Below are 22,241 nucleotides of genomic sequence, written 5' to 3'. Positions count from 1 at the left end.
ATAAACAGCAGCTAAACTGCTTAGAGCACATAGCCACCTCATATAAAGACAGTGTAACTGTAGTTAAGTGCTAATAATTGTAGCTAATGCCGTATATCAATGTAGCCAACCTAGTTACCAAGTGCCAATTCCTTAGGACAAATCTATGCAGGGCCAGTTAAGCGAGCTGGATATTCGCAGTATTTTTCAACTGATTGATATTGGTCAGCAAACCGGAGAACTTTATATTGAATCTTTCGATGGGCCAGCTAACTCATGGCTAGTGTTTTTTGCCAATGGCGGCATTCTTTACGCTGGACGCACCAATGAACAGCTAAATCGGCTGCGCGATATTTTGTATCCCCTCAAGTTAGAGGTTCAGTGGGAAAGTGTTGACCTGTCTAATCTAACTCCCCTCCGTCCACCAGAGTACGGAGCTCTATGGTGGTTGCTAGAAAATGGCCATCTCACCACTCAACAAGCACGTTCCGTACTTTACCGTTTGATCGAAGAAACGCTTTTTGAAGTCATCAGCTTACATCAAGGACGATTTTTGTTTCGCTTTCACGCCTCCCTGAGCCCTCAACTCACCGAGTTTGACACCAAACCCCTGGTAAAGCGAGTGATTCGACAGTTACAAGGATGGTTGCGACTACAGCCTCGGTTAAATTCTTTTTACGATTGCCCCTTCCTAGCCGACACTTACCGTACAGACTCAGCATCTCTACCGCCACTTTTGGCCATGTCTGATGGCAAAACATCTGTGATTCAAATCTCGCGCCACCTAAGTCGAAATATTTTTAGTGTTGCTAACGGGCTATATCCTTACGTCCAGAAAGGGCACATCCAAATGGTGCATAGTCTACAGGCATCTCATCGCATCCAGACTAAAGCCCCTATTAATAATGCTGTTCCTCGCATCGTATGTATTGACGACACCCTAGCTGTCAGACAGGCCATAGAAATGATGCTGGATGCCTATGGCTACGAAGTCACATCCATTGGGAATCCAGTAAAGGCCTTGAGTTTACTGTTCAGTCTTAAGCCCGATCTCATTCTCTGTGATGTAGCTATGCCTGAACTAGAAGGGCATCAACTATGTGCCATGTTGAGACAGGCTCCATATTTCCAATCAGTTCCTATCATCATGCTGACAGGTAAAGACAGCTTTGTAGATCGTGTCAAAGCCAACATGGTTGGAGCCACAGACTATCTAACTAAACCCTTTGGCGAACCAGAGCTGTTAGCCTTAGTAGAAAGATACGTAGGTAGGGGCAATCCTAAGCGTCTTGCCCCTGAAATGCTACTTGAGCAGGAAATATCAGCTACCCTAAACCCTGAGAACTGGAGTAATCCATAATGATGGAAGATATTGAGTGGAAATCATTCTCTTTTCGAATTTATTAATGATTTTTACGTAACTTGTAGAACCATTACGCTCTATCCAACCAAAAGAATTTTGATGAAAGTTTAATAAATTAGATACGTACGGGTATTTTATTAGGCACAAGCGGTAGGGTGTGCATACCATCATGCACCAAATAGCCAACCAATCGCTGCTTTCCCAGGTGAATCCCAATTAACTGGGCATATTAGTCAACTTAAATAGTTATTTCCCCCTAGGGGGGCATAATGGGTTGAATCAAGATATGAACCGGTCTTAAACGGCGAAATTCAGGTTATGAGTACGGTTTTAGTAGTGGAAGACAGTGTTGCCCAACGAGAAATGATTATTGACTTATTAAAGGGTAATGGTCTACAAGTGACTGTCGCTAGCGATGGTGTTGAAGCATTGGCTCATATCCAGGGAGATCTACCTGACTTAGTCGTTTTAGACATCGTCATGCCCCGCATGAATGGGTACGAAGTCTGTAGGCGTATTAAGTCTGACCCTGCCACACAAAATCTGCCTGTTGTACTGTGTTCTTCTAAAGGTGAAGAATTTGACCGTTATTGGGGAATGAAACAAGGAGCTGATGCTTATATTGCCAAGCCATTTCAGCCAACTGAGCTAGTGGGCACAGTCAAACAACTGCTACGTGATTGAAATGCCAAAGATTTTTGAGGTAATAGGGGCCGATGGTAGGTAATCCAGACTTTCAAACCGGAGTAGGGCAAGATCAAGACCCTGAACTACAAAAGCTTGAAACGCCTGATGGCGAACTTCATCTGCGCTTCTATGTCGGAGCCGATGATGAATTTGCTTTACCTGCCATTGGTATTCGCCGAATCATTGAAAATCCCCCTGACCGTATCACCCCTGTTCCCAATGTGTCTCCTTTATTACTTGGAACTTTGAACGAACAAGGGCGTGTCATATGGGTTGCCGATCTAGGGCAGTTTTTAGGTTATTCTCAACCGATGAATACTGACAGGGCAGAAATTCCAGTGATTGCTGTCGAACATCAGGGGACTATGTTAGGCTTAGCCGTTAATCAGATAGTGGGTACAGATTGGCTAGATGCGGAACGCATGAAGATGTCCCGCGACTACTCCGATACAATGGCACCTTTTCTAAAGGGGGAATGGGTACTAGATGCCAATACGGATCGCTCATTACGCCTATTAGACCATGTTGCCATACTGCGCTCGGCGCGTTGGGTAGCTTAGGGTCGATGGGTTGAAAATATGGAGAAGTTTAGACTGGCAGGAGAATACAGATGGCATCGGGCATAGATTACGCTCAAACTTATCAAGCAGCAGAACGTGCATATATGCAGGGCAGTTATGAACAAGCTGCTGACATTATTGAGCAACTGGCAGAAAATTACCCGAGCGATCCCAATGTGCTCCTGCTCAAGGGTCACATCTATTGCTATGGGCTAAGTGCGTACGATGTAGCCCGCACTCAATATAAATCCGTCTTAAATTTAACGTCCGATCCTGAGTTCGTTAATTACGCCAACAATGGCCTTACCTATGCAGAACAGATGGATGTTAGCCAGGTACAGGCTGATGAGAATGGCATAGAGGATATTACTGCAGATGGTCTGTTTGACTCCATAGAGCTCTATGGCGATATGGGAGAAGAGGGTGATGACTTGAGTGCCGGGCTCGATTTGTCCTTTGAAGAAGCAGATGGGGCAAGTTTTCAAACCGAGCCAACAGTAGACTCACCCACTGACCTAAGTGCACCCGAACCAAATGCACTAGAAAATGAAGATAGCTATGATCTTGCCACTGAAGCTACAGGCGATCCCTTCAATGCTACTGCTGATTATGAGAGCACCTCTGGTGATCAAGGTTTAGAGTTGGACGACGAGGACGATCCATTCTCCATTAGCGATTTGTCCATAGGTGGAGATCTAGGTAATGCTGAACTTTTAGATCCATTTGCGGACAGCAGCTTGGAAGGTCTTATTGAATCCTCAGAGGAAGAAGAGATTACCCTCGATAGCGTCGTCCGTGATGGGTCTTCAGCACCCATTCAAGATGTATCACAATTTGATCAAGATGATTTCGACGAAGCTTTTCCATCTGCACCGTCTTCATCGGGTGAGCTGGAAGACTTTCCAGATGTGGATGACTTTTTAGAGACAGGTAGTAGTTCTCTGGAGATTGATCGCCCTGAACTTGAAGTGGGTTTGGATGCTGGTTCAGACTTATTAGAAGAGCCAGATGATAAAACCCTCTTCATGATGGAACCGGATGATGCTCAACCCGACACTATGCCTATCGGAGATTTTCAAGAATTTGATGAGGCATCTACCTTGCCAGGTATTGAGACCACCGACAATGGGCTAATGGATGATGACATTGACGAACAGACTTTTCCAGGCGTTGATACGATGGAAGGCTTGGAAAGTCAGCAAGGCGGCGATATCGATTTCCTCGATGAGTTTGATGAATTTGATGATTTAGGCAGCCTGCCAGAATTTGATCTATCCGAAGGTGGTTCTACCGAATTTACGGAGGCTTCAGAAACATCAGAGGGAGGGTTTGCTGAAGCTCCAGTTACCCGTGGCGGTTCTGGCTTTAGTCTAGTAGAGGAGGATGACCAGGCAATCATTGGAGACGATGACATCTTTAGCATCGAAACTGCCGATCAGCTGCCATCCTTTACCCAAGGGGAAGAGTCGCCCGTTGTTGTTCCTGAAGTAGAAAGCGAGGGGATTTTTAATACCCTGAACAATGCGCCGCTTGCCACTAAACGCTTAATCATGGCAGGGGCTGCAGGACTAACATCTGTGATTGCAGTTGCAGGGGTTAATCTAGCTACCTTAGGACGGCTACCTGCTGATAGCACATCTCCAGGCAATCGAAACCTAATTGCCCGAGTGTATCCTGCTGCCATGGGAGGTGCTGCAGGTATCGTTAGCTTTGTGACGGTATTTGGATTAGGATTTTTATTAGATCGCCAATCGAAACGCTCAATTGATAATCTTCAACAGCAGTTTGACTTGGTTTCCCAAGGAGATCTAAATGCGCGAGCAACTGTTCACTCTAGTGATGAGTTAGGTCAACTGGCCACAGGGTTTAACAAGATGGCTCGGGTCATTCTCACGACGACTAGTGAGGCCCAGCGAAAAGCGCAGGAACAAGAACAGGCTAAAGAGGATCTACAGCGCCAGGTAATTCGTCTATTGGACGATGTAGAAGGAGCTGCCCGGGGTGATTTAACGGTTCAGGCAGAGGTCACAGCCGATGTTTTAGGAGCGGTCGCTGATTCGTTCAACTTAACGATTCAAAATCTGCGAGAAATTGTACAGCAGGTGAGTGCAGCAGCACTACAGGTGACTAAGAGTTCGTCTGATAATGAGATGTTCGCCCGCAGCCTATCAGCAGATGCCTTGCGACAAGCTGAGGAGCTGGCAGTCACCTTGAATTCTGTACAGGTCATGACTGAATCTATTCAGCGTGTAGCAGACAGTGCGCGGGAGGCCGAAGAGGTCGCTCGTTCAGCATCAGCCACTGCCCTCCGGGGGGGGGAAGCTGTGGAGCGCACTGTGGCTGGTATTTTAGAAATTCGCGAAACGGTAGCTGAGACTACCCGTAAGGTTAAGCGATTAGCGGAATCCTCTCAAGAAATTTCCAAAATCGTGGCCTTGATTTCTCAGATTGCATCTCGAACTAACTTACTAGCTTTGAACGCCAGTATTGAGGCAGCTCGTGCCGGGGAAGCTGGTAGAGGCTTTGCCATCGTAGCTGATGAGGTTCGTCAGCTTGCTGACCGAGCGGCCAAGGCATCTAAGGAGATTGAGCAAATCGTTCTGCAAATCCAGGGAGAAACCAGTGGCGTAATGACTGCCATGGAGGAGGGAACTCAACAGGTGATTGAGGGGACACGACTTGCAGAGCAGGCGAAACGATCGTTGGAAGATATTATCCAGGTATCGAATCGCATTGATGTATTAGTACGTTCTATTACGGCTGATACCGTCGAACAGACGGAAACCTCACGAGCTGTTGCTCAGGTAATGCAATCGGTTGAACTTTCTGCCCAAGAGACGTCTCAAGAGTCTCAGCGGGTGTCAACCTCTCTGCAAAATCTGGTGGGCGTTGCTCGGGATCTGCTGACATCGGTGGAGCGGTTTAAGGTAGAAAGTGATAAAAAGTAGGCTATTCGCATCCATTTTTAAACATGTCAAGGGACGACTGCCATCGCTATCAAGTATTTGAAGGACTGGCCTAATTTCCGATTTTATTTAGGGAGACGAGGGTGATGCTGCCTGAACAACAACAGCGTATATTGGGCTACTTCATTGAAGAAGCCAAAGATCATCTCAATACCATTGAGCAGGGTCTATTAAATCTTCAGGCAACCATTGTCAATCCGGAGATGGCCAATGAGGTATTTCGGGCCGCTCACTCTGTCAAGGGCGGTGCTGCCATGCTGGGCATTGAGAGCATGCAGCGTACAGCTCACCGCATGGAAGATTACTTCAAGCTTCTCAAAGAGGCCCCCATCAAGATAGATCGTTCCCTGGAGTCTATGTTTTTGCGGGTATTTGATGCCCTGCAAGAACTGCTTGAGCAACTACAGGGTCCCTTTGGCCTCACTGAGGACAAAGAGCAGAGTATCATGACGAGTGTAGAGCCCGTCTTTCAGCAGCTACAGGAACATTTAGATCAGCTTGTAGCTGAGGCAGACGCCAATGAGGCTGTTGTCGCAGAGGCTCAGCCTGTCGTCTTTACAGCACGCTCACCGCAGCCGGTTGAAGAAAGTGCATTGAAGCTTGTATTCAGCAGTGATGTATCAGCTGCACTTCGAGAAATGCTGGCTCGTTTCAAGCAGGCTGATACAGACGAAAGTAGATTAGCCCTGGAGGCTTGCTGTCAGTTATTAGAAAGATTTGGTGAGCAGTTTAACTTGCCAACTTGGATGAACTTGGTGAAGCATGCCCGTTGGGCAGTATGCGATCGCAATAATGACTATCGCACCCTCGCCCCTGCTTTAATCAAAGAAATCAAAAAATCTCAGGATTTAGTGCTGGCCGGTAGAGAGCCGGAAATAAACATCTCCGAAAAACTTCAAACGTTGGCCGCCCAAGGAGATATAACAGATACCACTGGAGATTTAGAGAGTCTGTTTGCAGATAGCACACCAGATACCTCTTCTACAGCAGGTGTCGAAGAACTATCCGTAGAATCAGACTTGACCTTGAATAATGTGGGCGAGCCATCCTCTGCAAATGAGGAAAGCATTTCCTTGGATGATCTGCTTAATAGTGCAGCAGTCACCCCTTCTGGTCCAGAAGTGGGAGATGCTGAGCTCACTAGTTTGGCCGATCTATTTGAAGCGGGAGGAGATGATCTCGACAGTGACTGGCAAGAAGAAGAGCTTCCTCTAAATGAGGGCAATCCGCCTGTTGAGTCTCTGGATATTGATATTGCTCCCGATTTTGAGGATCTTCTCAATGAAGATGCCACGGAGCTAGAAACCAACCAAAATGATTTTGAATCAGGTAGTGAACTTGCAGATCTATTTGGTGATACTGACTCTACGGAATCAGCTGATTCCGTAGATACTCTGGATAACAGTGGCCTAGAAAATTTAACCGAGCAGATAAATACCTCTAGCACTGATATTGAATCTCCGTTATCAGAAGATCTTGACACCTCTTCTATCGATAGCTTATTTGATGACATAGATACTGCAAACGATTCATCTGGTGTTGATGAGCTATTTGGCGATCTTGATAGTTCAACACCAGATGATGTAGCCACTACTGCTGATAATTCACCTGATATTGATGAGCTATTTGGCGATCTTGATAGTTCAGAAGAAGCCGCCGATCAAGACCCCTCACTAGAACTCTCGGATAGTTTGGATGATTTTGACGAGCTCGCATTGAGTGAAACCAACCAAGGTGAAGAGCTTGTCGATAGTGATTTAGACCTCGATTTTGAAAGCCCTAGTAGTAGCGATGAGCTTGCTAGTCTTGAGCTAAATTTGGAGGAAGCCACTGGTGAGACCAATACTGACGAATTGTTCACTAACGATTTAGAAGATGTTGCCGTAGTTTCAGGAACAGATAGCTTCTTTTCTGAGGCAGCAGTACCTGATTTAGATTTATCAGAAACGGTCGAGATTTCAGAAACAGAAACCACAAAGTCCGAGTTCGAAGATTTCTTTACTGTTAATGACTCTGCAGCTGTAGCTCTAGCAGCAACGGGCTCGGATCCATTTAGTGATGATGACCTGTGGGAAACAGACAAGGGCTCTTCCAACACAGATACATCAGAGTTGTCAGACGAGCTTTCTCAAGATATTTGGGATGAGCCCGGTCAACAGACAGATACGCCCAATGAGTCAGCAAGCTTAGGACTTTCTGACGACCTGAGTGAGCTTTCCCTCAATCTAGACAGCGATATCGTAGCTGCAACACAAGATTCAAACGATTTAGAGCTAGATGATGTGTGGGCCTCTGTAGAAGATGTGACCTCTGAAATAGATGAAAAGACTGCAGCTGATACTGATGCAGTTGGATTAGATGATCTATTTAATGAAGGTGATCTCCCTGGTGACGACAACACTGCCTTAGAACAGGTTACACTCGATGATGCGCTAGATACTGGCTTAGGCGATCTAGACGATCTATTTGACAGTGGTGGTGATGTCACGAGTGCTGATGCACCTGTAGGCGATCTCCTGGGTGACAACACTGCCTTAGAACAGGTTACACCCGATGATGCGCTAGATACTGGCTTAGGCGATCTAGACGATCTATTTGACAATGGTAGTGATGTCACGAGTGCTGATGCAACTACATCAGATAATGCTTTAGATAATCTCTTGGGTGATGCAGATATCGCCTTAGACTCCACTGTTGAAAACAACGCTGATGAGTTGTTAACCGATCTGGATCTAGACAACCTGGAACTAGATGAGCCAGAGACAAATCTGTCAGACGTTGATCTATCCCTGGAATTAGGCAGTAACCTAAACGACGTCAGTAGCACAGCATCAGAATTGCTGAACGAGGAACTGGATGAGCCAGAGACAAATCTGTCAGACGTTGATCTATCCCTGGAATTAGGCAGTGACCTAAACGACGCCAGCAGCACAGAATCAGAATTGCTGAACGAGCCTCCTGTCAGCACGTTTGACTTTGACTTACTCGATATCGAGGACGATGGTATCGTTACCGGTTTTGTCAATGAGGATGAAAAGCCTGAGAGTCTTGAAAAACCCATTGAAACTGACACAATCGATAACCTCGAAATATTTGAGCCCTCATCAGATGAGCCAGGACTCGAATCCTTAGATTCCTTACTATCAGAACTGCCTGAAGAAATTGATGAATTTTCTGCATCCACAGCCACAACAGACAGCAGTAATGAGTTTGGTGAGCTTGAAGCGCTACTCGAAAGCCCAGATAACTTGCCTGAACCCAGCTCTGAATCACCATCAACCACAGACTTAGACGATGAATTTGGCGATTTAGAAGCATTATTACAAGATACGGATAAAACACTAGCTCCCGCAGCAGCTAGTGGCACAAGTACTTACAGACCCAGACCCACATCTAATCGGCTATCGGCACGGCGCATGGTGACGGATCAAACCATGCGGGTATCGGTTAGCCACCTAGATAATCTCAGTAACCTGGTAGGTGAACTTGTCGTTAATCGCAATACCTTAGAGCAAGACCAAGACCGCCTTCGTCAGTTTTTGGACAACTTATTATTCCAGGTGCAACAGTTAAATGACGTTGGACAACGCATGCGTGATCTCTATGAGCGCTCACTGCTAGAAAGCTCTCTGATATCTAGCCGTCAGTCATACCATATGACCTCTGCTAGTTTTTCTGTAGAAAATTCAGATATCGAGGATCATGCCACTGGCGAATCCTTTGATGCCTTAGAGATGGACCGTTTTACTGGTTTTCACACGTTATCTCAAGAAATGATTGAGCTGATCGTGCGGGTCCGTGAGTCTGCATCAGATATTGCCTATACCGTTGAATCATCGGATCAAGTGACTCGTCAATTTAGACAGGTCACCAATCAACTCCAGGAAGGGTTAAATAAGGCCCGGATGGTGCCCTTTGCTCAAACAGCTTCTCGATTACCTCGGGCTGTGCGTGATATCTCTCTCAAGTGTGGAAAAGAGGCACGTCTTGTCGTAGAAGGCCGGGATATTCTCATTGACAAGATGATTCTGGAGCAGCTCTATGATCCCATGACTCACTTGGTGAACAATGCCATCACACATGGGATAGAAACACCTGAGGAGCGCCACCAAGCAGGAAAATCATCGGAAGGCCTGATTACCGTTCGTGCGTTTTATCAAGGTAACCAGACTGTTATCTCGGTCGGTGACGACGGTGCTGGCATTGATCCCGATATTGTCAAACAAAAAGCACTACAGAAAGGATTAATTTCTCAGTCAGATGCCCACACAATGACTGTGTTAGACGTCTACGATCTACTGTTCCACCCCGGATTTAGTACACGGGACCAGGCTGATGATTTTGCTGGGCGAGGGTTTGGGATGGATGTGGTACGTACCTCGTTGGCAGACATTCGCGGTAATATCACCATTGATTCTGAACCAGGGCACGGCACAAATTTCACCATTCGTTTACCCCTAACCCTCAGTATTTCTAAAGCTCTCAGCTGTATTAGCAATCAAGCACGGATAGCCTTCCCCATGGACGGTGTCGAAGACATGTTTGATGTGTCTCGAGAGCGTATTCAGAAAAATGATCAAGGGGAAGATTGCATACTTTGGCGTGACACACTGCTACCGTTCCAGAATCTATCAGATTTACTGTCATTTAATCGCACCCTGGGTCGAGGGCGAGTATACGGCGGTAATCAAGATGAGAATATGATTTCCATCGTGGTATTGCGCAGTGCCAATAGCTTTATTGCCTTGGAAGTTGACCAGGTAATGGGCGAGCAAGAAATTGTCATTAAACAGCTAGAAGGTCCGGTCCCCAAACCTACTGGCATTGCTGGTGCCACCGTTTTAGGGGATGGTCGAGTGATGCCCATTGCCGATGTGTTAGAGCTAATTGATTTAGCCATGGGGCGCGTACGCCGTGAACCCAATGCAGCGTTATGGGCTCAATCAGAGGACACTCCGCCTGAAGAGCCTGCAAAAGTCAAGTCTGAACCCACGGTGTTGATTGTGGATGACTCGATTACGGTTCGTGAGCTGTTATCCATGAGCTTTAACAAGGTTGGCTACCGGGTTGAACAGGCTCGCGATGGCCAAGAAGCTTGGGAAAAACTGCGTTCTGGCTTGCCCTGTGACCTTGTATTCTGCGATATCGAAATGCCAAGAATGGATGGTTTAGAACTACTATCTCGTCTACAAAAAGACGATGGCTTACAGCAAATTCCCATTGCCATGCTCACATCTCGTGGAGCCGATCGTCATCGACAGATGGCGGTCGATCTAGGTGCCAGTGGTTACTTTACAAAGCCCTACTTAGAGGAGGCACTACTGGATGCCGCCAATAAGATGCTCCATGGGGAAAAGCTTGTCTAAGTTGGCTTTTTTATTGTCGGGATTTTCCCATGGTCCCTATTAGAAATAGGCCACTCTACTAGTCAGCTTGCTGCGTTAGGATCAATACACAGACCTAACTTATTGGCAGTAATCAATGACTTCTGAGGTAGCACTACAAGACTCAGCAGCTGAACAACGCGATTGGACGCCCATTGTTCAGGAATTTGTTAACGTCCTCAGCGATGATCAGGTTGTGCGTCGCAAGGAGGAGCTGCTGGTGTATGAGTGTGATGGGCTAACCAGCTACCGTCAACGGCCTGCCGTTGTGGTGCTGCCCAAAACCACCGAAGAAGTGGCAGCAGCCGTTAAGGTGTGCGATCGCAACAATATCCCCTTCGTCACCCGTGGTGCTGGCACGGGGCTATCCGGTGGGGCCCTCCCTCTGTCAGACAGCGTCCTGATTGTCACCGCCTGCATGCGGCAAATTTTAGATATTGACTACGATAACCAGCGCATTGTTGTGCAACCGGGTGTCATCAATAATTGGGTCACCCAAGCCGTCAGCGGTGCTGGCTTCTATTATGCGCCAGACCCATCTAGTCAGTCCGTCTGTTCCATTGGTGGCAACATCGCCGAGAATTCCGGCGGGGTTCACTGCCTCAAATATGGCGTGACCACGAACCATGTGTTAGGGCTCAAGCTGGTCTTACCCAACGGCGACATTGTTGATGTGGGTGATATGCCAGAACCCCCAGGGTATGACCTGACCGGTATTTTTGTAGGGTCTGAAGGCACCCTGGGGATCGCCACCGAGATCACCCTCCGTATCCTGAAATCACCAGAAAGCGCTCAAACTCTGCTAGCTGATTTTAATAATGTGGAAGCAGCCGGTAAGAGTGTCTCTGAAATTATCAGCGCAGGCATCATTCCAGCTGGCATGGAAATGATGGATAACTTCAGCATCAACGCTGTGGAAGAAGTGGTCGCTCTAGATTGCTATCCCCGTGACGCTACGGCCATTTTGATTGTCGAAGTCGATGGCTCGCCTGCGGATGTGGCCGCCAGTGCCCAAAAGGTTAGCGAAATTGTTAAAGAAAATGGAGCCAGGAATGTTGCGATCGCAACCACCCCAGACGAACGTCTGCGGCTATGGAAAGGGCGTAAAGCCGCCTTTGCAGCCATGGGCAAACTTAGCCCTGATTACTATGTCCAAGACGGTGTTATCCCCAGGGCTCAGCTCCCCCATGTGCTCAATGAAATCGAAGCCCTTAGCCAAAAATATGGTTACCGCATCGCCAATGTTTTCCATGCCGGCGACGGCAATCTACATCCCTTAATTTTATATAACAATGCTGTACCCGGTCAGCTAGAAACCGTTGAAACCTTAGGTGGCGAAATCCTTAAGCTCTGCGTCGAAGCTGGCGGTAGCATTTCGGGTGAGCACGGCATTGGTGCTGATAAACGCTGCTACATGCCCCAAATGTTTGCCACTGCTGACCTGGAAACAATGCAATGGGTTCGGCAAGCCATTAACACTCGGGGGTTAGCCAATCCCACCAAGCTCTTTCCGACACCCAAAACCTGCGGAGAAGCAGCCATGGCCCAGACAGCTAAATTCGATAATATCGAACGGTTTTAGGCCTGGGGACCCATGAAATCAAACATTCACTGGCCAAGCACCCCAGTAATTTTACGTAGAGCGCCTTAATACCATTAAGGCAAATTCTGTACATTGGCTGATAGGTCTACTTCAATGGGCGGGTAGGTTATAAAGGTAGCGCTAATCAAGTTACCTCAGGGCTTTTCAGCTTTTCAACCAAAGTGATAAGAGATCTGAACGCCATGGGTAGCTTTAAATCTGTGAGCGAGAAGCTACATCCCAAACCTCAAGGAGACATATTTCATAATGAAGACCACTTTACGTGCAAAGCTACTACAGCACCTAGTCAGCAAGAAAAAAGCCAGCGAAGGGTTTACCCTGATTGAGCTTTTAGTAGTCATCATCATCATCGGTATTCTGGCAGCCATTGCTCTACCCTCATTCCTTAACCAGGCCAACCGCGCCCGCCAAACTGAAGCCGTCACTAACGTCGGTGCCATTAACCGTGGTCAGCAGGCCTATGTCCTTGAAGAAGCTGAGTTCTCAGAGAACATAGGTGGTCTGGGTCTCGGCGTCAAACTTGCTTCTGAGAACTATTTGTTAGGGCAAGGAACTGAGGCTACGATTGGTGATCTATGGGGTATTGATAATGCCGGTGCCATTGCTAATACTGACTACTCTAGTGGTGGAATTGTTATTGCAAACCCTGCTGTTGGTAAAGAACTTAACTTAAAATCTTACATCGGCATCACTTACCTATTGCAAGATTCAGCAAGTGAGGAGGTTACCTCGACCACCCAGCTATGTGAGAGTATCAAGACTGATATAGCAGCCGATAACACTACCGTTACTGTTACTGACATAGCAACAAATACAGCTATCATTGATTGTGGTGCTGACTATAAGTAGGAGGTTACCTCGACCACCCAGCTATGTGAGAGTATCAAGACTGATACAGCAGCTGATGATGGTACCGTTACTGTTGCTGACATAGCAACAAGTACAGCTATCATTGATTGTGGTGCTGACTATGACACTCAATAGAGCTTTTCTAAATTGACTGATTTTTAAGACGTTAATTGGAGTTCACACTCTAAGTTAATTGATTCTTGCAATTTCAGAAGATTTTAGCTAACTAACCGAGGGCAGTACTATCTGCCCCCGGTTTTATATTGTAAAATTGACAACCTCAACAATCATTCACGAACTTTAGCTCACATAATGTTGACTTTTTAAGTCTTGGTTTAGCCCCTCTCCTTAAGATAGATATTCTCGAAAGATAGATATCCTCGAATTATGCGTGATGGTCTGACTATTCTTTCAGAAAAATTTTTCTGAAAAAATTAGGATAGACGTCGTTGATCACACAAATGTCGACATATACAGCTGAAACAAGTATGAGAGTATCCATATACTTATTGTTAAGAATACTGCTGACCTTGAGCCTGATCGCAACTATTGGTCTGTTGCAGAGACAACGTTTACATGTTTTGTCAATGACAGATAATAGTACTTTGGACACAGCCATTCAACAAAACCGATTGGCTGAAACAAACCTGCAACTCATATCCGAGGCACCGGCCTTTGGATTTGATAATCTTTTAAGTAGCTGGGTTTTTTTGAGATTTTTACAATACTTTGGTGATTTTGATACAAGAGGGTTTATTGGCTATGGTCTTAGTCCTGATTTTTTTGAGGTTATAGTTGAACGTGATCCATACTTTATGGCTACCTATCTATATTTAACAAATGCAGTTTCTGTATATGCTGGCCAGCCACAAACGGCCATTTCTCTGATGGATCAAGGACTGAGGGTGATGTCGCCTGATTTACCCGCTCGGTCGTATTTTATCTGGCGATATAAGGGGACTGATCAGCTCTTGTTTATTGGTGACAATCAAGCAGCGCAAGCTTCATTTCAAACTGCTGCAGATTGGGCAACACAATCTTCTGATCCAGAAGCGCCATTAGTCGCGAGATTATCTCAGCGGACAGCTGATTTCTTGACAACTGACCCCAATAGTAAACCTGCTGTTATCAATGGTTGGATGAATGTTTTATCTAGAGCAATTGATGATAATATCCGTCAAGAAGCAATTGCTCAAATTGAGGCATTGGGAGGAAAGGTCTTAGTCGCAGAGGATGGTCAGGTGACCGTTCGCTATAACCCAAACGAGTAGGCTTTGAGAAAGATTGACATTTATCAGACCTCTAAACTAAGAAGATATGTTTTCTAGTAATTCCTCTCTATAGGGCTCAAGACTGACATCCAACTCTTTGAACCAAGATGGAGATGGAAACATTGCGCCAAAAAATTGAGATACAGGTCGATTGATGAGACGAGTATAGTAGTCTGAGGGAAAAGGACCATCAATGTGACGATTGAGCGTACCAAACCCAAGGCGTTGACTACGTGGCTGTGATATTAAAGTACTGTTCTTAAGCCAATCTTCAAAGCTTGTAGCCTGTGCCATAGTTGCAACAAACTGTTCAATCACCTCCGATGAAGGTAATGCTGAATTGTATTGTGGTAACTGATTTTTCGATTTGATTGAGCCACTTTCTAATAAAGAAGTTCGTTGTTCAGGTGAAAGCCAGGCAAGTATCGCCTTTTGCCCGATAAGTTCTGCTGGCAACGTTTTAGTTGTTAAGGTACTTGACTGAGATGACAGTTCTAAGAGAATTTGCCCTGTGGGAAACTCTTGCCAGTCATTGGCAGCGGCCTTGTAGTTGCCTTGCCACCAGTACAATACACCACGCATTTGCTGCCAATGTCTACCCAGCTGCATATCGTCGGTTGTTGTCAGAAAATGAGAATAATATTGTTCTAACTGACTAAATACGTCCTCTCGCAACGTAGCTAGCTCACTAATCTGCCAAATAGGGCTGGTTATCACCATGGGGAATCTTAGACTTTCTAGAACAAATGCATCTATGGCTAGTTGTGGTTGCCCATTTGCTAACAGGGCACGCCCCAATCCAAAGAAAACTCCCTGTTTAGCAGACATTAGTTTAGCTGCATTAGTAAATGCGACAACGGCTTTTTCTGGCTGAGTTTGCAACAATAACCAACCCAGGTTAGATTGACCAAATTCTTGATAGGGTGCAGCAACATTGGCTCGCTCAAACCATTCAATTGCAGCAGCCCTAAGCGTTTGACTAGATTCTCCGGTGGTTTGATAACTTACCTCTCCTAGCATCCAAGCAAGCATGAATGGATAATAAGGTTCCCAGGGAGCTAATCGATGCGCCTGGATTAAAGCATTTTTAAAACCGTCAAAGTTGCCGCGATTAAGCTGGTCAAAGCCCTGCTTAGACCATGCCCAGGCTCTATGAACAGGAATTAACCAAAGATTAACCGTTAGCAGTAAACCGATGCCTAACGCCATCCAGAAACGTGATGATAACCATTGGGCTTGTGCATTAGTTGGATCGCGTTGTTGGGTCGATCGATACACCTTGGCTAAAATAGCTAGATCAACTACGATTACACCACTAATGGGAAGGGTATCCAATTGATAATCGGTTAGTCCCATGAGACCGTAGGCAAAAAGACTACCAACTAAGCTCCAGACAAGAATATGGCTTATAAAAGGCTGAGCATGTGAACAATTAGCCCAACGCCAGGTTAAGTAACCTAAAAGAGCTACTAAACTGACTAAGGCTGTCACACCCCAAATTCCCAGCTCAGCCCATAGCTGGGCTGGAGTACTATGCAGCTGAAAATGTAACTCAGCTTCACGACCTGCCCAGTAGGGGCGGTATTTTTGGTAAAGCTGTAGGATACTGCCAGGACCAGCACCAGTGAAAGGATGATCCTGCCCGATGCGCCAACCAATCACATTGGTAATCATGCGATAACCTAGCTCGCTATTGTCAGGTTTGCCCTGTAGCAAAGCTAATAATGGTTTACGAACACGGCTATTTCCTAAAGTTGTTGCAATTAAAATACATAGCAACACTATACCGACAGGTAGAACAATCCTCCGGGGTAGCTGACTGCGAAATAGGGTGATAACTAGGGCGATCGCAACCGTCAACACCAGAGCCAACAACCCACCCCGAGAGCTGGCCGTATATAGATCTGCTAACCCCAAACAACAGCCAATGCCCCATAGCCAACGCTGCCAACCACGATCATGAATAGCTAAGCCAAACAACAAGGGCAAAATCAAAACCAGGTACCCGGCCACATAGTTTTGATGCCCCAAGGGATACCAGTTACGTAAGCTAGTCACACCAAAATTAAACTGCTGGGCAACACCATAGGGTTCTAACGCAGCCAACCTTTCAAGTTCTGGAAAGTAAGTCTGAAATAACCAAAGATAGAGACTGACTAAGATAAACGCAATCCCTAGACCTGCCTGAAACTTAAGCAGTCGGATTGCCTGTTGAGGTGTCTTTAGCCAACCAGATAACGCATAGAGTGCCGCAATTCCGCCTAGTGCCGCCCATGCGTACCAGCGGGCCGGGTTTGGAAATTCAGCAAAGATTGTAGAAACCCCTAACCCGACAACTAGCAGCGCTACAGGCCAATCCAACCCTGACCCCAACTTAAACTGATCTATGGGCTTAAACCACAGTTGCCACAACAACCAGACAATAGGCAACAATAGTGCCACCTGCCACACAGCGACCCAAGGCCAGGACACCATCAAAGAATGACTGCTGGGTAATAAGGTAAATAAGATATAAAGACTGACTGTTAGTAACCCAATCAGGCTGCCATCTTCTGTCCGCAGTGAGACAATTTTAGATGGGGTATGGGATTCTGGTGGTGAAGTAGACATGCACAACGGGGTTAAGAAACGTCAGAGTTTTGGAAGTGGGAAAACTTAAAGTTATTGCGAGTGGGGTGGGGTAATCCAAAAGCCTCAGTTCGCAGAGATTCAACCAGGTGATCTAAGGGGGGAAATTCTCGAGGCCATGATAGGGAAAAGAGATTGAGTGAGACAGGTATGGAAAACTGACGCAGGTTTTCAGGCAACAAAATAGATGAAACACGTTTGGCATAGTAACTGCGGTACAGCAAAGCCAGACCTATCCGTTGATTATTAAAAACGGGTTGTGTAGTAGACCAGAGCCAATCTTTCAGGGTGCGTTCAGTGAGGATATGGGATCGCACTTTCTCTTTTTCTAGGGAATTGAGAGCAACAGCCTCCAAATAATCTGGCAGATAACTGGTCTGTAGCCACGCTTTGAGTAAACGACATCCTGATACATCATCGGTTGCTTCAACAATACAGCGATCTAGCAAGATAGCCGCTTGTTCAGGATTTTTCTCTATGGTGAACAAGGCCTGATGGAGAAGGCGACCATCTTCAGACTTTTGAACCTGAAACGTGGAATTAGCCCACCACTTTAGAGTCGTAATGTGGGCTGCTAAAGGACTATACAAGGGATGCTTGGGATCTAGTGCTGATAGAACTGTTTGATAGTGTTGCAATACCCGAGTAAACACAGCTGCTCGTAAGGGAGATAACTCCTGTTGCCAGCTTTGGAAGGTGAGTACCTGGGGATTAATTAAACATTCCAGCGCGAGTGCTGAGATCGCAGACTCCGTATTACCCATTGCCTGGTAGGTTAGCCCTAGCAAATAATAGCTGTGGTTTTTACTTCTGGGACTGAGTTGCACAACCTTAGTAATCGCCTGGTGGGCTTGTTCAACATGACCCAATTGCCATGCTAAAACCGCTAAATTTTGATTAAACCAAATATCATTGGGAGCAACACGCAGCGTTTGCTGATATAGCTGACTAGCTTCTTCTCGCAATATTTTTTGGTTCTCGTCGCTAGCCGTTTCAGCTAGGCTACTGAGTTGCTGCGCCCCTAGGGCGGCAGGTATGGGGTCCCATGGAGCTAGGGTAGACGCTTTGTAAAATTTCGCGTTGGCTTGACTCAAGTTGCCCTGACCAGTCAGTGATACGCCTTGATGCGTCATCCACAAAGCAAGATCCGCCCGCAGCCAGACTTGTACTATCAGTACGACCGTGATCAGAAGAAGCAAGCTCCCTAACCGCCCAGTGGACTTAGAAAAGGTAGAAAACGTCAACTCTTGCCCTAGTTTAAGGAGAGACACCAACAACACACTCAAAGTAACGGCAATGGGAATATTTTCTAGTTGATAATCAGTCAAACTAGAAACGCCATACCCCAAAAAACCTAGGGTCGCCATTAAACCCAGCTGCCGATGCTGGGGTGAGGCCAGATGTTTGAACTGTCGGTGTAATCGGACCAGGCAAATTACGGTTCCCCCATACAGCGCGAGGCCACCTACCCCCAACTCAGCTGCTATTTGCAGAGGCAAATTGTGTAACTGTTGCACCTGGTTGAGTCCAGTGCCGACTTCTAAGGGGCGATAGCGCTCATAAACTCGCCCTAAATTACCCGGACCTAAACCTAATGGCCGATCTTGCAAGATGTTAATGGCAGCTTGAGCCATAAAGAACCGATCTGACGTAGGGCCATCAGTCACCGGCCTTAACGTTGTTGCCTGTGGAGCAGAGCCGATATCAATGGGGACTAACGAGCGAATGCGTGGATTACTCATCAGCACTCCCATGACTAGACAAATCGTCAGTAGTGCTAGCAGCAGCACACTCAAACGAGTCTTACCTCGACTGCGAACAATGCCCATCGTCAGGGTAAGGAGCAGCAGCAACACTCCCCCCAGCCATGCGCCCCGTGATCCAGAGGCATAGAGGGCAATCGTAATTACTGCCGCCAATAGGCCATATACCCAACGTTTCCAGCCCAATTGCAACCACGCTATCCCCACTGCTGTTGGCAATAGCAACACAAAATAACCACCCGTAAAATTGTGATGACCTAGGGGAAAACGGTTACGAATTGCGTCATAGAAATTACTCGATAACCACATTGCTGGCGTGGGTCGCCATAATGCCAGACTGATAATAGCTGCGATCGCACCTACCCAAACCACACCCTGGCATAGCTGTAGAGCGCTAAATCGACTGTTACATAATCCATAGAGCAAAATCACATAGCAGCTCACCAATAGGCTATTTTGCAGAGCTAGCAACGGAAAAGGCGCAATCACACTGCTAACAATAAGACATAGAAATAGACCTAAGATCAGCCAGTCAAACCCAAATCCTAAAAGATAAAAGGGTTGCTGCAAGCGTCGCAAACGCCCAACACAAATACCAAATACTAGTAAAAAAGCGCCTTGCCAAACCAACATCCAGGGCCAACTCACCATACGAAAGTAGCTGTCAGGCAACCATGCAAACGTCGCAAACCCTAACAGGCTTACCCCTAACAAACTGTCATAGGTGGTTAATCGCTTAAATAATTCCATTACCGTACAAGCAGGCAAAAAATTAAGGTACTGCCCATGGTCATATTGTGATCAGCATGCTTTTAATGGCACCCCTTATGTTCCCTACTATGTTTATAGGCACCGTTTAATAGGCACCCAGGCCTGTTAGCACAATGCGTAGTGTGGCTACCATAATCTCTAAGTCCAGATTGAGAGACCAGTTATCGATGTAGTGCAAATCTAACCGGGCAGCATCGTCAAACGTTTCAATGTCAGACCGACCTGATACTTGCCATAGGCCAGTAATCCCAGGTAATACCTGATGACGAATATGGTGCCAAGGCTCAAAGTGAGCCACATCGCGGAGCGGTAGGGGGCGTGGCCCCACTAAACTCATCTGCCCCAGCAACACATTAAACAGCTGGGGCAGCTCATCCAAACTTGTGCGGCGTAGAAACTTACCAACGGGGGTAATGCGTGGATCCTGCTGGAGCTTAAACATAATGCCATCCGCCGTTTGGTTTTGGTGCTCTAGCTGAGCCTGGTGCAGGGGCGCATCCACCACCATGGTGCGAAATTTCCACACCTTAAAGATTTTGCCTTTTAAACCCATGCGATCTTGTCGAAAAAAGACAGGTCCGGGAGATGTGCAGCGAATAGCGATCGCAATCCCAATAAACACCGGGCTCAGCACTAAAACAGCTAAAACGGCTAACCCATAATCCAACCAACGCTTCAGGCGATAGTCAACACTTTGAAAAATAGACGTTTCAATCATTAACGTGGGCAACCCAGCTACAATTTCAGGGATTCCACGTCGATACAGCATTTCTCGACTTGATGGTAGCAGTCGCAAGGGAATTTTAGCACTGCGCAATCGCCAATACAGGCCTGAGGCAAGCTCCACATCAGGAACATCTTCAGCCAGCACCTCATCCGGTTGGGCCGCTAAAATCTGCCGAAATGTTATGTCTGTATTGGCCGTTGCCACCATGGCAGCCCCAACAACGCGATAGTTCGAGCGCTGTTCTAAGGTTTTTGACAAGCGATGCATACGGCTTGGCTTAGTAATTAGAAATACCCGTAAGGGTGATCGAGCCCCTTGAAGATGTGTCAGTAACCCAGTCGTAAATAAACGGCTAATCATAACCAATACAATGCTACTCACCCAAGCACTAAAAAAAAGTGACCGGGGAGCATCCAGTTTTGGATCATAAAAATAAGCCAGTACCAACGATAAAAAGTAAACACAACTCACTAGCTGCGCGGCTCGCAAATAATCCCTTGCCCTGACCGTAGCACCATACAAACCAAAGTGAGTAAATAGTAGTAAGGTCACCCCTGCAAACAACCAAAACAAACTGGGCAGCCCCAACCACACCCACCACACCAAGGGCTCAGGAATTGGAGAATAAAATTGATTCAAAAAACGTGCTAGCTGCCATGCCAGCCCCAGGGCCAAAATATCACTCAGAACCAAAGTCAAAACCCTGGCGTTACTCCAATCTAAACGCCGGAGAGGATGACTCCCGTGAGCATCACGAATATCATCTGTACCAATACCAATACCAAAATTTTGCTTGCGGCTTGGCTTGAGAAAAGATGGCTCTTTCATTAAACAGCTTGGGAAACTAGCGCCCTTTGAGCAAATGTCAACTTGACGAATGCTCTGGCCTTAGGATAGACCGCATTGCACGATTCATTAACTGCAGTCCAAATAATAGTAGAAATGCCGTATTGTTTAGCACGTATCGCCGCCATAAACGGCGGGGTTCTTGGCAAAAGCGATAGACCCACTCCAACCCCCAGGCCATCATCCACCGGGGTGCCTGGGAAACTTCGCCGCTATGAAAACTAAAGGCGGCCCCAACACCCATCATCACGGCGTTTAGTTTACCTTGCTGACGTGCCATCCATTCTTCTTGCTTCGGGCAGCCTAGCCCGACAAACACGACAGCGGCTCCAGATTCATGAATGTGTTTAATATCGGCTGCTTCTTCCGCCGAGGTCAGGGGGCGAAAAGGTGGGGCGTGGGTACCTGCAATTATCAGATCTGGAAACTGTTGCTGTAGATTTTGCACCAGACACTGCAACATCGCATCGGTGCCGCCATAGAGGTAAATAGGTAGTTGTTCTTGGGTGGCGCGATCACACCAGGCCAGCATCAAATCGGGACCATACACCCGTGGCTGGTGAGCAATGCCCAAACGTCGTAGCCCCCATACCAACGGCATACCATCGGGGGTGACCAGGGCCGCATGGTTGAGCACCCGACGATAGGCTCGGTTCCAATAGGCAGTCATGACCACATGGACATTGGCCGCAATGATGTAGCAGGATCGTTTGGTGTGGACCCAGAGGGAGATGCGATCGCAAGCATCTTGGTAAGTAGTGCTATCTACCCGGGTGCTTAAAATATAGCGACTTTCTGAACTCCCTAACCCCATACTCATCAAGATTTATATCTATTATCTGCA

12 protein-coding genes are annotated in these 22,241 nt (G+C 46.7%); 8 read left to right on the top strand and 4 right to left on the bottom strand.

Translation table 11 applies throughout. The features are described 5' to 3' along the window. Positions 1-145: 145 nt before the first annotated feature. The 8 genes from QGP82_RS17050 (at position 146) to QGP82_RS17015 (ending at position 14,662) form a co-directional block, all read left to right on the top strand. Positions 146-1,339: a response regulator gene (locus QGP82_RS17050; RefSeq protein ID WP_163666977.1), complete on the top strand. Its 1,194-nt coding sequence runs from the start codon at positions 146-148 to the stop codon at positions 1,337-1,339. A 321-nt stretch (positions 1,340-1,660) separates the two neighbouring features. Beyond that, positions 1,661-2,026, top strand: a complete 366-nt coding sequence (locus tag QGP82_RS17045; protein ID WP_006517813.1) for a response regulator transcription factor — start codon at positions 1,661-1,663, stop codon at positions 2,024-2,026. A gap of 32 nt (positions 2,027-2,058) precedes the next feature. After that, positions 2,059-2,589, top strand: coding sequence for a chemotaxis protein CheW (locus QGP82_RS17040; protein ID WP_163666975.1), 531 nt, complete (start codon positions 2,059-2,061; stop codon positions 2,587-2,589). A gap of 50 nt (positions 2,590-2,639) precedes the next feature. Further along, complete coding sequence (locus QGP82_RS17035) at positions 2,640-5,537, top strand: methyl-accepting chemotaxis protein (RefSeq protein ID WP_163666973.1); 2,898 nt, start codon at positions 2,640-2,642, stop codon at positions 5,535-5,537. 104 nt (positions 5,538-5,641) lie between these two features. Further along, on the top strand, positions 5,642-10,921 hold the full coding sequence (locus tag QGP82_RS17030; RefSeq protein WP_499060457.1) for a hybrid sensor histidine kinase/response regulator: 5,280 nt from the start codon (positions 5,642-5,644) through the stop codon (positions 10,919-10,921). A 115-nt stretch (positions 10,922-11,036) separates the two neighbouring features. Further along, positions 11,037-12,521, top strand: coding sequence for a glycolate oxidase subunit GlcD (gene glcD, locus QGP82_RS17025; protein WP_499060432.1), 1,485 nt, complete (start codon positions 11,037-11,039; stop codon positions 12,519-12,521). A 267-nt stretch (positions 12,522-12,788) separates the two neighbouring features. Beyond that, entirely contained in the window at positions 12,789-13,391 is a 603-nt protein-coding gene (locus tag QGP82_RS17020; protein ID WP_499060430.1) for a type IV pilin-like G/H family protein, read from the top strand. A gap of 449 nt (positions 13,392-13,840) precedes the next feature. Further along, on the top strand, positions 13,841-14,662 hold the full coding sequence (locus QGP82_RS17015) for a hypothetical protein (protein ID WP_499060428.1): 822 nt from the start codon (positions 13,841-13,843) through the stop codon (positions 14,660-14,662). A gap of 36 nt (positions 14,663-14,698) precedes the next feature. Here the strand turns inward: QGP82_RS17015 and QGP82_RS17010 are convergent, their stop codons facing one another. From QGP82_RS17010 to QGP82_RS16995, 4 genes are all read right to left on the bottom strand, one after another. Then, complete coding sequence (locus tag QGP82_RS17010) at positions 14,699-17,272, bottom strand: O-antigen ligase family protein (RefSeq protein WP_499060426.1); 2,574 nt, start codon at positions 17,270-17,272, stop codon at positions 14,699-14,701. 11 nt (positions 17,273-17,283) lie between these two features. After that, on the bottom strand, positions 17,284-19,803 hold the full coding sequence (locus QGP82_RS17005) for an O-antigen ligase family protein (protein WP_499060424.1): 2,520 nt from the start codon (positions 19,801-19,803) through the stop codon (positions 17,284-17,286). A gap of 106 nt (positions 19,804-19,909) precedes the next feature. Continuing rightward, entirely contained in the window at positions 19,910-21,379 is a 1,470-nt protein-coding gene (locus QGP82_RS17000; RefSeq protein ID WP_499060422.1) for a sugar transferase, read from the bottom strand. A 37-nt stretch (positions 21,380-21,416) separates the two neighbouring features. Then, the gene (locus QGP82_RS16995) at positions 21,417-22,217 is read right to left on the bottom strand and encodes a WecB/TagA/CpsF family glycosyltransferase (RefSeq protein ID WP_499060421.1); all 801 of its coding nucleotides are present in this window, start codon (positions 22,215-22,217) and stop codon (positions 21,417-21,419) included. Positions 22,218-22,241 lie beyond the last annotated feature (24 nt).

This window comes from Leptothoe sp. LEGE 181152 (assembly GCF_032906605.1).
Taxonomy (GTDB): Bacteria; Cyanobacteriota; Cyanobacteriia; order Phormidesmidales; family Phormidesmidaceae; genus Leptothoe; species Leptothoe turfae.
Note: the sequence above shows the minus strand (reverse complement) of the source record. Positions and strands in the feature narration are given on the sequence as shown.

Coding starts and splice junctions, on each gene's coding strand:
- QGP82_RS17040 (WP_163666975.1), top strand. CDS start 2,059: ATGGTAGGTAATCCAGACTTTCAAACCGGAGTAGGGCAAGATCAAGAC.
- QGP82_RS17050 (WP_163666977.1), top strand. CDS start 146: ATGCAGGGCCAGTTAAGCGAGCTGGATATTCGCAGTATTTTTCAACTG.
- QGP82_RS17005 (WP_499060424.1), bottom strand. CDS start 19,803: ATGGAATTATTTAAGCGATTAACCACCTATGACAGTTTGTTAGGGGTA.
- QGP82_RS17000 (WP_499060422.1), bottom strand. CDS start 21,379: ATGAAAGAGCCATCTTTTCTCAAGCCAAGCCGCAAGCAAAATTTTGGT.
- glcD (WP_499060432.1), top strand. CDS start 11,037: ATGACTTCTGAGGTAGCACTACAAGACTCAGCAGCTGAACAACGCGAT.
- QGP82_RS17035 (WP_163666973.1), top strand. CDS start 2,640: ATGGCATCGGGCATAGATTACGCTCAAACTTATCAAGCAGCAGAACGT.
- QGP82_RS17045 (WP_006517813.1), top strand. CDS start 1,661: ATGAGTACGGTTTTAGTAGTGGAAGACAGTGTTGCCCAACGAGAAATG.
- QGP82_RS16995 (WP_499060421.1), bottom strand. CDS start 22,217: ATGAGTATGGGGTTAGGGAGTTCAGAAAGTCGCTATATTTTAAGCACC.
- QGP82_RS17020 (WP_499060430.1), top strand. CDS start 12,789: ATGAAGACCACTTTACGTGCAAAGCTACTACAGCACCTAGTCAGCAAG.
- QGP82_RS17030 (WP_499060457.1), top strand. CDS start 5,642: ATGCTGCCTGAACAACAACAGCGTATATTGGGCTACTTCATTGAAGAA.
- QGP82_RS17010 (WP_499060426.1), bottom strand. CDS start 17,272: ATGTCTACTTCACCACCAGAATCCCATACCCCATCTAAAATTGTCTCA.